The organism is Pseudomonas sp. PP3 (assembly GCF_905336995.1).
Classification (GTDB): domain Bacteria; phylum Pseudomonadota; class Gammaproteobacteria; order Pseudomonadales; family Pseudomonadaceae; genus Aquipseudomonas; species Aquipseudomonas reinekei.
This window is the reverse complement of the sequence record NZ_HG995459.1, coordinates 5,928,082-5,941,294: the sequence shown is the minus strand read 5'-3', so window position 1 is coordinate 5,941,294 and position 13,213 is coordinate 5,928,082. Positions and strand designations below refer to the sequence as shown.

7 protein-coding genes are annotated in these 13,213 nt (G+C 60.4%); all 7 read left to right on the top strand.

Annotated features, from left to right (window positions below):
• The first annotated feature begins 209 nt into the window (after window positions 1–209).
• The 7 genes from gltB (at window position 210) to gspE (ending at window position 13,213) form a co-directional block, all read left to right on the top strand.
• Window positions 210–4,655: a glutamate synthase large subunit gene (gltB, locus tag KHO07_RS26880; protein WP_150735559.1), complete on the top strand. Its 4,446-nt coding sequence runs from the start codon at window positions 210–212 to the stop codon at window positions 4,653–4,655.
• Between the two features lie 32 nt (window positions 4,656–4,687).
• Complete coding sequence (locus KHO07_RS26875) at window positions 4,688–6,106, top strand: FAD-dependent oxidoreductase (protein ID WP_075947244.1); 1,419 nt, start codon at window positions 4,688–4,690, stop codon at window positions 6,104–6,106.
• Between the two features lie 249 nt (window positions 6,107–6,355).
• Window positions 6,356–7,423: a uroporphyrinogen decarboxylase gene (gene hemE, locus KHO07_RS26870; RefSeq protein ID WP_150735560.1), complete on the top strand. Its 1,068-nt coding sequence runs from the start codon at window positions 6,356–6,358 to the stop codon at window positions 7,421–7,423.
• 291 nt (window positions 7,424–7,714) lie between these two features.
• Window positions 7,715–9,181 carry an N-acetylglucosamine-binding protein GbpA gene (gene gbpA / locus KHO07_RS26865; protein ID WP_150735561.1) on the top strand — a complete coding sequence of 489 codons (1,467 nt, stop codon included), beginning with the start codon at window positions 7,715–7,717 and terminating at the stop codon, window positions 9,179–9,181.
• A gap of 81 nt (window positions 9,182–9,262) precedes the next feature.
• Window positions 9,263–9,799, top strand: coding sequence for a type II secretion system protein N (locus KHO07_RS26860; RefSeq protein WP_244858253.1), 537 nt, complete (start codon window positions 9,263–9,265; stop codon window positions 9,797–9,799).
• A 7-nt stretch (window positions 9,800–9,806) separates the two neighbouring features.
• The gene (gspD, locus tag KHO07_RS26855; protein WP_212625987.1) at window positions 9,807–11,735 is read left to right on the top strand and encodes a type II secretion system secretin GspD; all 1,929 of its coding nucleotides are present in this window, start codon (window positions 9,807–9,809) and stop codon (window positions 11,733–11,735) included.
• Window positions 11,732–13,213, top strand: coding sequence for a type II secretion system ATPase GspE (gene gspE / locus KHO07_RS26850; protein WP_212625986.1), 1,482 nt, complete (start codon window positions 11,732–11,734; stop codon window positions 13,211–13,213). The genes gspD and gspE overlap by 4 nt, the downstream gene beginning before the upstream one ends.

Genomic DNA, 13,213 nt, shown 5'->3' with positions numbered 1-13,213 from the left:
TGACTAGCACAGCATATCGCTTTAAACCTTTCACAAATGCGACATAGATTTGCGACATTTCGTCGTCAAATTTGTGAGCCTCCGTGTCGGTGTGTACAATGACCTCCCTTTTGCCCCCGCAAAGCTGGCGTACGTCCAGCGCGAATGGTAAGTGGTTGAATTGAAAAGAAATTTGCCTCGATGAGAGGCAGCCTGGTGAGAAAGTGTCTATGAAAGCAGGTCTGTACCAACCAGATGAATTCAAGGATAACTGCGGTTTCGGCCTGATAGCCCATATGCAGGGCGAGCCCAGTCATACCCTTTTGCAAACGGCCATCGAGGCCCTGACCTGCATGACCCACCGCGGTGGGATTAATGCCGACGGCAAGACCGGTGACGGTTGCGGTCTGCTGATTCAAAAGCCGGACGTGTTCCTGCGAGCCATCGCCCAGGAAACCTTCGGCGTCGAACTGCCAAAGCAATATGCCGTGGGCATGGTCTTCTTCAACCAGGACCCGGTCAAAGCCGAAGCCGCTCGCGAGAACATGAACCGCGAGATCCTGGCCGCCGGCCTGCAACTCGTCGGCTGGCGCAAAGTGCCGATCGATACCAGCGTCCTCGGCCGTCTGGCCCTTGAGCGCCTGCCGCAGATCGAGCAGGTGTTCATCGGCGGTGAAGGCCTGAGCGATCAGGACATGGCCGTCAAGCTGTTCACTTCCCGTCGTCGCTCGTCCGTGGCCAACGCCGCCGACACCGACCACTACGTCTGCAGCTTTTCGCACAAGACCATCATTTATAAAGGCCTGATGATGCCGGCGGATTTGACCGCCTTCTATCCAGACCTGAGCGATGAGCGCCTGCAAACCTCGATTTGCGTGTTCCACCAGCGCTTCTCCACCAATACCCTGCCGAAATGGCCGCTGGCTCAACCGTTCCGCTTCCTGGCGCACAACGGCGAGATCAACACCATTACCGGCAACCGCAACTGGGCCGTGGCCCGTCGCACCAAGTTCACCAACGACTTGATGGACCTGGAAGAGCTCGGCCCGCTGGTCAACCGCGTGGGCTCCGACTCTTCGAGCATGGACAACATGCTCGAGTTGATGGTCACCGGTGGCATCGACCTGTTCCGTGGCGTACGGATGATCATTCCGCCTGCGTGGCAGAACGTCGAAACCATGGACCCGGATCTGCGTGCGTTCTACGAATACAACTCGATGCACATGGAACCGTGGGACGGCCCGGCCGGCGTGGTAATGACCGACGGTCGCTACGCGGTGTGCCTGCTCGACCGTAACGGTCTGCGTCCGGCGCGTTGGGTCACCACCAAGAACGGCTTCATCACCCTGGCGTCCGAAATCGGTGTCTGGAACTACCAGCCTGAAGACGTGCTCGCCAAGGGTCGCGTTGGCCCGGGCCAGATCTTTGCCGTGGACACCGAAACAGGGCAGATCCTCGACACCGATGCGATCGACAACCGCCTGAAGTCCCGTCATCCGTACAAGCAATGGCTGCGCAAGAACGCCCTGCGCATCCAGGCGACCATGGAAGACAACGACCACGGTTCGGCGTTCTACGACGTCGATCAGCTCAAGCAATACATGAAGATGTACCAGGTCACGTTCGAAGAACGCGACCAGGTGCTGCGTCCGCTGGGCGAACAGGGCTACGAAGCCGTGGGCTCGATGGGCGACGATACGCCGATGGCCGTGCTGTCCCAGCGTGTGCGCACGCCGTACGACTATTTCCGCCAGCAGTTCGCGCAGGTGACCAACCCGCCGATCGACCCGCTGCGTGAAGCGATCGTGATGTCGCTGGAGATCTGCCTCGGTGCCGAGCGCAACATCTTCCAGGAGTCGCCGGAACACGCTTCGCGCGTGATCCTCAGCTCGCCGGTCATTTCCCCGGCCAAGTGGCGTTCGCTGATGAACCTCGATCGTCCGGGCTTCGAGCGCGCGATCATCGACCTCAACTACGACGAGAGCGTCGGCCTCGAAGCGGCGATCCGCAACGTGGCCGATCAGGCTGAAGAAGCCGTGCGCGCCGGTCGTACCCAGGTCGTGCTGAGTGACCGTCATATCGCTCCGGGCAAGCTGCCGATCCACGCTTCCCTGGCCACCGGCGCGGTGCACCACCGCCTGACCGAAAAAGGCCTGCGTTGCGACTCCAACATCCTCGTGGAAACCGCGACCGCCCGCGATCCGCACCACTTCGCCGTGTTGATCGGTTTCGGCGCCTCTGCCGTTTACCCGTTCCTGGCTTACGAAGTGCTGGGCGACCTGATCCGTACCGGTGAAGTGCTGGGCGACCTCTACGAGGTGTTCAAGAACTACCGTAAAGGCATCACCAAAGGCTTGCTCAAGATCCTCTCGAAGATGGGTATCTCGACCATCACTTCGTACCGTGGTGCGCAGCTGTTCGAAGCCATCGGCCTGTCCGAGGAAGTCTGCAACCTGAGCTTCCGTGGTGTGCCAAGCCGTATCAAAGGTGCGCGTTTCGTCGACATCGAAGCCGAGCAGAAAGCGCTCGCCTCCGAAGCCTGGAGCCCGCGCAAGCCGATCCAGCAGGGTGGTTTGCTGAAGTTCGTCCACGGTGGCGAATATCACGCGTACAACCCGGACGTGGTCAACACCCTGCAAGCCGCCGTGCAGCAGGGCGACTACAGCAAGTTCAAAGAATACACGTCGCTGGTGGATAACCGCCCGGTGTCGATGATCCGCGACCTGCTGAAAGTCAAAACCCTCGACACGCCGCTGGACATCAGCGAGATCGAGCCGCTGGAATCGGTGCTCAAGCGCTTCGACTCCGCCGGCATCTCCCTGGGCGCTCTGTCGCCGGAAGCGCACGAAGCCCTGGCCGAAGCCATGAACCGCCTGGGTGCGCGTTCCAACTCCGGTGAAGGCGGCGAAGACCCGGCGCGCTACGGCACCATCAAGAGCTCGAAAATCAAACAAGTCGCGACTGGCCGTTTCGGTGTGACCCCGGAATACCTGGTCAACGCTGAAGTGCTGCAGATCAAGGTTGCCCAAGGCGCCAAGCCGGGCGAGGGCGGTCAACTGCCAGGCGGCAAGGTCAACGGTCTGATCGCCAAGCTGCGTTACGCAGTGCCGGGCGTGACCCTGATTTCGCCACCGCCGCACCACGACATCTACTCGATCGAAGACTTGTCACAGCTGATTTTCGACCTGAAACAAGTTAACCCGAAAGCGCTGGTCTCGGTGAAGCTGGTAGCAGAAGCCGGCGTCGGCACCATTGCCGCCGGTGTGGCCAAGGCCTATGCGGACCTGATCACCATCTCCGGCTACGACGGTGGTACCGGTGCATCGCCACTGACATCGATCAAATACGCGGGCGCGCCGTGGGAACTCGGCCTCGCCGAAACCCACCAGACCCTGCGTGGCAACGACCTGCGCGGCAAAGTCCGGGTACAAACCGACGGCGGCCTGAAAACCGGCCTCGACGTGATCAAGGCCGCCATTCTCGGCGCTGAAAGCTTCGGCTTCGGCACCGCGCCAATGATCGCCCTGGGCTGCAAATACCTGCGTATCTGCCACCTGAACAACTGCGCCACCGGCGTCGCGACTCAGAACGAGAAGCTGCGCAAGGATCACTACATCGGTACCGTCGACATGGTGGTGAATTTCTTCACCTACGTCGCCGAAGAAACCCGTGAGTGGCTGGCCAAGCTGGGCGTGCGCTCCCTCGAAGAGCTGATCGGCCGTACCGATCTGCTGGAAGTCCTCGAAGGGCAGACCGCCAAGCAACATCACCTGGACCTGACGCCGTTGCTGGGCAGCGACCACGTGCCGGCGGACAAACCGCAGTTCTGCGGCGTGGAACGCAACCCGCCGTTCGACAAAGGCCTGCTGGCCGAGAAAATGGTCGACATGGCCACCTCGGCGATCAACGACCTGAGCGGCGCTGAATTCGAACTGGATATCTGCAACTGCGACCGTTCGATCGGCGCGCGGATCTCCGGCGAAATCGCCCGTAAGCACGGCAATCAGGGCATGGCCAGCGCGCCAATCACCTTCCGCTTCAAGGGTACGGCGGGTCAGAGCTTCGGCGTGTGGAACGCCGGCGGCCTGAACATGTACCTGGAAGGCGACGCCAACGACTACGTCGGCAAAGGCATGACCGGCGGCAAGCTGGTCATCGTTCCGCCGAAGGGCAGCGTCTACAAGACTCAGGACAGTGCCATCATCGGCAACACCTGCCTGTACGGCGCCACCGGCGGCAAACTGTTCGCCGCCGGCACCGCGGGCGAGCGTTTCGCCGTGCGTAACTCTGGTGCCCACACCGTTGTGGAAGGCACTGGCGATCATTGCTGCGAATACATGACCGGTGGTTTCGTCTGCGTCCTGGGCAAGACCGGTTACAACTTCGGCTCTGGCATGACCGGTGGTTTCGCCTACGTGCTCGACCAGGACAACACCTTCGTTGACCGGGTCAACCATGAACTGGTGGAAATCCAGCGGATCAGCGGTGAGGCGATGGAAGCCTACCGTAGCCATTTGCAACGCGTGCTGAACGAGTACGTCGAGGAAACCGACAGCGAGTGGGGTCGTGAACTCGCCGAGAACCTCGATGATTACGTACGTCGTTTCTGGCTGGTCAAGCCTAAGGCTGCCAACCTGAAATCGTTGCTTTCCAGCACCCGTGCCAACCCGCAGTGATATGCGCCTGAAGAGTTTGATGAGGTTTTAAAATGGCTGAACGTCTGAATAATGACTTCCAGTTCATCGAGGTCGGGCGCAAGGATCCGAAGAAGAAACTGTTGCGTCAACGCAAGAAAGAGTTCGTGGAAATCTACGAACCCTTCAAACCCCAGCAGTCGGCCGACCAGGCCCACCGCTGCCTGGGTTGCGGTAACCCGTATTGCGAATGGAAGTGCCCGGTGCACAACTTCATTCCCAACTGGCTGAAACTGGTGGCCGAGGGCAACATCCTCGCGGCTGCCGAGCTGTCGCACCAGACCAACACCTTGCCGGAAGTCTGCGGCCGGGTGTGCCCGCAGGATCGTCTGTGCGAGGGTGCGTGCACCCTCAACGACGGCTTCGGCGCGGTGACCATCGGTTCGGTGGAGAAGTACATCACCGACACCGCGTTCGCCATGGGCTGGCGCCCGGACATGTCCAAGGTCAAGCCGACCGGCAAGCGTGTCGCGATCATCGGCGCCGGGCCTGCGGGCCTGGGCTGCGCTGACGTGCTGGTACGTGGTGGCGTGACCCCGGTGGTGTTCGACAAGAACCCGGAAATCGGTGGCCTGCTGACCTTCGGCATCCCCGAGTTCAAGCTGGAAAAGACCGTGCTGAGCAATCGCCGCGAAGTCTTCACCGGCATGGGCATCGAGTTCCGCCTGAACACCGAGGTGGGCAAGGACGTGACCATGGAGCAATTGCTCGAAGAATACGATGCCGTATTCATGGGCATGGGCACCTACACCTACATGAAGGGCGGTTTTGCCGGTGAAGACTTGCCGGGCGTTTACGACGCGCTGGACTTCCTGATCGCCAACGTCAACCGCAACCTGGGCTTTGAAAAGTCGCCGGAAGATTTTGTCGACATGAAAGGCAAGAAGGTCGTGGTTCTCGGTGGTGGTGACACGGCGATGGACTGCAACCGTACTTCGATTCGCCAGGGCGCCAAGTCGGTGACCTGTGCGTATCGTCGTGACGAAGCCAACATGCCGGGTTCGCGCAAAGAGGTGAAGAACGCCAAGGAAGAAGGCGTGAAATTCCTCTACAACCGCCAGCCGATCGCCATCGTTGGCGAAGACAAGGTCGAAGGCGTGAAGGTGGTCGAGACCCGTCTCGGCGAGCCGGATGCCCGTGGCCGTCGCAGCCCGGAGCCGATCCCGGGTTCCGAAGAGATCATCCCGGCCGACGCCGTGGTCATCGCTTTCGGTTTCCGTCCAAGCCCGGCGCCGTGGTTCGAACAGTTCAGTATCCAGACCGACAGCCAGGGCCGCGTCGTGGCCCCGGAACAAGGCCAATACAAGCACCAGACCAGCAACCCGAAAATCTTCGCCGGTGGCGACATGGTTCGCGGTTCTGACCTGGTGGTGACGGCGATCTTTGAAGGCCGCAATGCCGCCGAAGGGATCCTGGATTACCTGGGCGTCTGATCACCGTTCCAACAGATTGAAATGCAAAACCTGTAGGAGCTGGCTTGCCGGCGATAGCATCACCTCGGTCTACCTGACAAACCGAGGTGTCTGCATCGCTGGCAAGCCAGCTCCTACAGTTGTTTCCGGGTGTGCAAATACTGCATTTCGCCGCGACAAATTGACCCGATAGACAAAAGGTGCGGCGCTTGCCGTGCCTTTTGCCTCCGGCTCTGAGAAAATGCCCGCACTTTTTTTCCGGATGCCGACATGACTGCCCTGAAGAACGACCGTTTCCTGCGCGCCCTGCTCAAGCAACCTGTAGATGTCACCCCCGTGTGGATGATGCGCCAGGCCGGACGCTACCTGCCTGAATACCGCGCCAGCCGTGCCCAGGCCGGTGATTTCATGAGCTTGTGCATGAACCCGGAATTCGCTTGCGAAGTCACGATGCAACCGCTTGACCGCTATCCACAACTGGACGCGGCGATCCTCTTTTCCGACATCCTGACCATCCCCGATGCGATGGGCCAGGGCCTGTACTTCGAAACCGGCGAAGGTCCGCGCTTCAAGAAAGTCGTCAGCACCCTGGCTGACATCGAAGCCCTGCCGATCCCTGATCCACACAAAGACCTCGGTTACGTGATGGACGCCGTCAGCACTATCCGCCGCGAGCTGAACGGCCGTGTGCCGCTGATCGGCTTCTCCGGCAGCCCATGGACCCTCGCCACTTACATGGTTGAAGGCGGCTCGTCGAAAGACTTCCGCAAGACCAAGGCGATGCTCTACGACAACCCGCAAGCCATGCACCTGCTGCTGGATAAACTCGCGCAGTCGGTCACCAGCTACCTCAACGGCCAGATCATGGCCGGTGCCCAAGCGGTGCAAATCTTCGATACCTGGGGCGGCAACCTGTCGGCGGCGGCGTATCAGGAATTCTCCCTGGCCTACATGAAGAAAATCGTCAACGGCCTGATCCGCGAGCACGATGGCCGCAAGGTGCCGGTGATCCTGTTCACCAAGAACGGCGGCCTGTGGCTGGAAAGCATCGCCGATGCCGGCGCCGATGCACTGGGCCTGGATTGGACCTGCGACATCGGTAATGCCCGTGCCCGTGTCGGTGACAAAGTCGCCCTGCAAGGCAACATGGACCCGACCGTGCTCTACGCCAAGCCGGAAGCGATTCGCACCGAAGTCGGACGCATCCTGGCCAGCTACGGCAAAGGCAGTGGCCACGTGTTCAACCTGGGTCATGGCATCACGCCGGAAGTCGATCCGGAACATGCCGGTGCTTTCTTGCGCGCGGTGCATGAACTGTCGGCGCAGTATCACGAATAACTGTCTTTGACGTGATCGAAAGCCTGTCCGGCCTGGTGCCCGACAGGCTTTTTTATGCGCAGCTTTCCTTGTTTAGCTGAGCTCACTGTTTGTAAGAATTCTTTCGTCCAATGTCGGAGAACGAGCCTTAGAGACGGTTCCTGCTGTCAGCAGGGATGTTTCCTACATAGAAAACGCATTCATCCAAGTAAGGTTCGGACCCTTGCTCAGCCCCACGGCTGAGCAATATCGCAAACATCAGCGCCAGCAATGCGCGCGTTAAATTTCGATAAGTAGTCTGGACCTCATTTGATGAAAAATACTTCGTACAAAGGAAGTGCGTTTTCCGCCTGCACTTCTTCGATGATCCTGTTATCGGCAATGTTGGCCTCTCAAGGTGCTTCCGCCCATGGCTTTCTGGAAGTGCCGCCGTCCCGTGCCCTGGCCTGTCAGAAAGGCCTGAATACCCACTGTGGCGGCGCGCAATACGAACCACAAAGTGTCGGCGAAACCTTCAAGGGCTTTCCCGCCGGTGTTGGTGGCGCGCCCTTGCAGGGGCCGGTCGACGGCAAGATTGCAAGCGGTGGTCACTCGCTGTTCTCCGCCATGGACGCACAGTCCGCCACCCGTTGGCACCTGACGGAAATCAAGGACCGCACGATCGATTTCCAGTGGGGCTACACGGCTGTTCATCCAGCCACCAAGCACGAATACTTCATTACCCGTAATGGCTGGAATCCAAACGAAGCACTCAAGCGTGCCACGTTCGAAAGCACGCCGTTCTGCACCGTCGACGGTGGCAATCAGAAGCCGTCGAACAGCGACAAGCACAACTGCACCATCCCCGCGGACAAATCCGGTCATCACGTCATCCTGGCCATCTGGACCGTCGGTGACACTGACGCCGCGTTTTATAACGCTGCGGACGTGAACATCCTGGCGGAACCCGAGCTTCCGGGTGGCTGGACTTCCGTAGGCAGCATTTCGCCTTCGACCCCATTGATGGTGGGGGACAAGGTCAAGGCCCGTGCGTTCTCCGCCAATGGCGAGAACCCTCAATACAGCGTCGAGATCGCCATCAACTCGGCCGATGAAGGCCTGCCAAACAACTGGTCGTTCAAGTTGGCGGAAGCCATCAACAATGCGCACAAACTGGTTCGCGCAGGCGTGCGTGATGAAAGCGGCAACATCGAGCCGGTCAAAGGCAACAACAGCGTTTACGCCCAGAAAGAAAGCGGCGTGACCCGCTACGAAGTTCAACTGAACATGCAGGAAGATGCCGCGGCTCGCCTCTCGGTTGCCTCGCAACAACCTGAGTATGTCTTGGACAAAGGCCTGGCCAAGGTCGATTTCAGCATCATTTCCAATCGCAAAATGAACGTCGAAGCGACCTTGTTCGACGCGAACAACAAGCCGGTTGGCGTTACCTCTGCCCAAGTGGACAGCGGCGCGACCTGGCTGGCGATGGATGTTCGCAGCAATCCTGGCGCACATACCCTGACCCTGGTTGGCACGACCCTCGACGGCCGGACCACTCGCCAGGATACCCAGACCACGAAGCTGACCGGTGAAGGTGCTGGTGCCGACTACGACTTCGTATTCCCGGAAGGCATCAGCGGCTACACCGCCGGTACCAAAGTGCTGCAACCGAAGACCAACGAAGTCTTCGAGTGCAAGCCGTTCCCGGAGTCGGGCTATTGCAAGCAATACACCCCGACCGCCAACGGCTATGAGCCTGGTGTCGGTGCGCATTGGCACATGGCGTGGAACAAGCTCTAAACCCTCCCGCAGCACTTCAGGCGACCTGACCAGGGTCGCCTGAAGGCAGGGCCTTACCGTTTAACATCGAGTGAACCTGTCGTGAAGTTTTCACTGAAGGTGATGACCCGTTTCACTTCGCGCCCGATCGTTGGCCTGCTGATTCTGCCGCTGGGTTGTGGCGTGTTAGTGGTGTGGCAGGAGTGGATTTTTCGCGAACAATTCGCCCAAGCGTTACCCGCGATGACCAAGGTCACCACGGAGCCTGCTCACGTGCCGCTGGATGCGACCGCGGTGGCCACAGTGTTTGGTTTGTCCCCTGACACCACACTTCGCGCAAGTACCGAGCCACTGGCGTTGCAAGCCTGTTTCGTAGTTGGCAGCGGCTTGTCCAGCGCGTTGCTGGTCGATGCTCAAGGCTCGCGCCTGTATCAGGTTGGCGAGCGTTTGCCGGGTGGCAGTGTCCTGCGCCGCGTGGAGGTCGATCAAGTGGTGTTGTGGAACAACGGCCGGGAAGAACGCTTGACCCTGCAATCACCTGCAGCGCCATTTCTGCGTCCATTCGAATCGCCAGCCGAGCTTCATAACCCCGTTGCTTCTGCGCGTTTTTTACGCCCGCTCTCCGGGCCGTCAGAGTGATCAAATCATGAACAGCTTCACAGGCGCGCCGGCCTTGCGCTGCGCGCTGCTTCTTGCCGCTATGGCGACCGCGACCTTTGCCGGTGCGCTGTCTGCTGCGCAAGAAAAATGGCAACTGGCGATGAACAACGCCGAACTGCGCGACATCGTTGAAGAGATCTCCGGCATTCTTGGCACTACCGTGGTGCTCGATCCCCGAGTCTCCGGGCGCATCACGGTCATGTCTCGGCAAGCTCTCGATCGTGAGGGTGTTCGTCGCTTGTTTTACTCGGTGCTCGATGCCCATCACTTCACGGTCATCGATGAGGGCGACCGGATCCTCATCACCCCCGTGAGCGAAGCCAAAACCCGCGCCGGCAGCGGTTCTGCAAAAAACACCACGGCCTCGCAATTCGTCACTCAAGTCATCGAGCTGAACACCAGCAGCGCCAACGACATTGCAGGGCTGGTCAGGCCACTGGTGTCGGTCAATGGTTATGTCGGGCCCTCGGTATCCGCCAATGCGCTGGTGATTACCGACACGGCCGCCAATGCGCAGCGAATCGCCCAAGTGGTGCGGCAACTCGATTCCGGGCAGAGCAGCAGGCATGCGGTGGTTCAGCTGCGCCACGCTCAGGCCGGCGACGTAGCGCCGGTGATGGAATCGTCGCTGGGCAAACGAAATGCCGATACCGCCATTCAGGTGTTGGCTGATACGAGAACCAATCGCCTGATTCTCATCGGCCCGCCGGCGGTTCGCCAACGGTTGACCGAGTTGGCCCGCGGTCTCGATATTCCGGCTACCGAAACCCCTGACAACGCCCGGGTGATCCGCCTGCGTCACAGCGATGCCAGGCAACTGGCGGACATTCTGGAGAGCATGGGTCAGGGCCGGAAAATGGCTCCTGCCCTTGGCGCGGGCAAGGAAACTTCGTCCGGCGCGACGTTCATGATCAAGGCCGACGAAAGCCAGAATGCACTGGTATTGATCGCCGAGCCGGCACAGGTTCGTACCATCGAAAGCATCGTGCGCCAACTGGATCAACCGCGGGCGCAGGTGCTGATCCATGCTGCCATCGTCGAGATCTCCGGCGACATCGCCGAAGCCGTCGGCGTGCAGTGGGGCCTGAATACCGGTGATGCAAAAGGCTTCATCAACTTCCCCGGCACCGACATTCCTATCGTGGGCGGGCTGACGTTCGACGAGAAAAAATCCGCACCGGAAGGCGCATTGCTGCGGCTGGGCAGTGACCGTTTCGGCGCGTTGATTTCGGCGTTGGCCAGCAATACCCATAGCAACCTGTTGTCCACCCCGAGCCTGTTGACCCTGGACAATCAGGAAGCGGAAATCATCGTCGGCCAGAACGTGCCATTCAAAACCGGCTCCTACGCGACCAACAGCAGCGGTGCGGATAATCCGTTCACCACGGTGGAGCGCAAGGACGTCGGCATCAGCCTGAAGATCAAACCGTACATCAACGAAGGCTCGACGTTGCGCCTGGAAGTCGAGCAGGAAGTCTCGGACATCGCACCGTCGGTCTCGGGCGTCGATTCCTCGGATTTGATCACCAACAAGCGCGCACTCAAGAGCACCATTCTGGCGGACGACGGCGAAATCATCGTCATTGGCGGTTTGATCCGCGACAGCGTGCGCACGCAACAAAGCGGGGTGCCGCTGTTGCGCGATATTCCTTACCTGGGCGCGTTGTTTCGCTGGACCCGGGACACTCAAACCAAAAGCAATCTGATGGTGTTCTTGCGGCCGACCATCGTGCGCAGCAAGGAAGATCTCTCTGATGTCAGCCAGCGGCGTTACAACGCGCTGCGGGACTTGAGCCAGTCCGGAACGCGGGACAATAACTCGTTGCTGCTGCCGGCCGATGCGCGGCAGTTGTTTGAACCGGTTTCCGCGGCGCCGGTGTTCGACCTGCGCCAGTCGGCGCCGCCTGCGCCATGACCCGCACGAGGGATTTTTGTCAGCCACTGCCCTTCGGTTTCGCCCGGCGTTTCGGCGTGCTGCTGGCGTGCGAGCAGGGCGAGCCGAGTCTTGTGCTGCGTGGCGATACACCGCTGACGGCCCTGGCCGAAGTGCGTCGGCTCTGTGGTCGGGACTTGCCATTGCAGCTGTTGTCGCCAGATGAGTTTGCGATGCGACTGGCGACGGCCTACCGCGAAGGCCAGAGCGCTGCCGAGCAAGTCGCTCAAGGGCTGGACGAAGAGCTGGACCTGCTGAGCCTGGTGGATCAGGTGCCGCAAACCGCCGACCTGTTGGAGCAGCAGGGCGATGCGCCGATCATCCGCCTGATCAACGCGCTGCTCAGTGAAGCGGTGCGTGAGCAGGCTTCGGATGTGCACCTGGAAACCTTCGAGCAATACCTCTCGGTGCGGATGCGCATCGACGGGCAATTGCGCGAAATGCTTCGGCCACGGCGTGAGCTGGCGACGCTGCTGGTGTCGCGGATCAAGGTCATGGCGCGGCTGGATATCGCTGAAAAACGTGTGCCGCAGGATGGCCGCATGGCGCTGCGACTGGCCGGGCATGAAGTGGATGTGCGGGTCTCGACGTTGCCTTCGGCCCACGGTGAACGGGTGGTGTTGCGCCTGCTCGACAAACAGGCCGGGCGCCTGGAGTTGCCCCGTCTGGGGATGCCGGATGACATCCTCCTGGCCCTCCAGCAACTGCTGGGCAAACCCCACGGCATTTTGCTGGTGACCGGGCCGACCGGATCGGGAAAAACCACCAGCCTGTACGCCGCGTTGAGCAGCCTCAACGATCAGACACGCAACATCCTGACGGTTGAAGACCCCATTGAGTACCACCTGCCCGGCGTCGGACAGATGCCGGTCAATCCGAAAGTCGACATGACCTTCGCCCGGGGCTTGCGGGCGATCCTGCGCCAGGACCCGGACGTGGTGATGGTCGGTGAAATCCGCGACCGCGAGACGGCGGAAATTGCCGTGCAGGCTTCGCTGACCGGCCACCTGGTGCTGTCGACGTTGCACACCAACAGCGCGGTCGGTGCAGTGACGCGCCTGGTGGATATGGGCGTGGATGCGTACCTGTTGGCATCGTCACTGGTCGGAGTTCTGGCCCAGCGCTTGCTGCGTACGTTGTGCCCGCATTGCAAGGTGCCGTACAACGCTGATGCGACGGCCTGCCAGCGTCTGGGATTGGGCACGGCGATGACGATGCAGCTGTTCAAGGCTGTCGGCTGTGAGCTGTGTCAGCACGGCTATCGCGGGCGGATCGGGATCTATGAATTGATCAGCATCACACCCGCCTTGTCGATGTTGATTCACCAGGGCGCCAGTGAGCAGTCTTTGTCTGACGAGGCTCGCAAGGTGTCGCGCAGCCTGTTCCAGGATGGTCGCCAGCGGGTGATCGACGGCCAGACCAGCCTCGACGAGTTGCTGCGTGTGACGCGGGAGGACTAG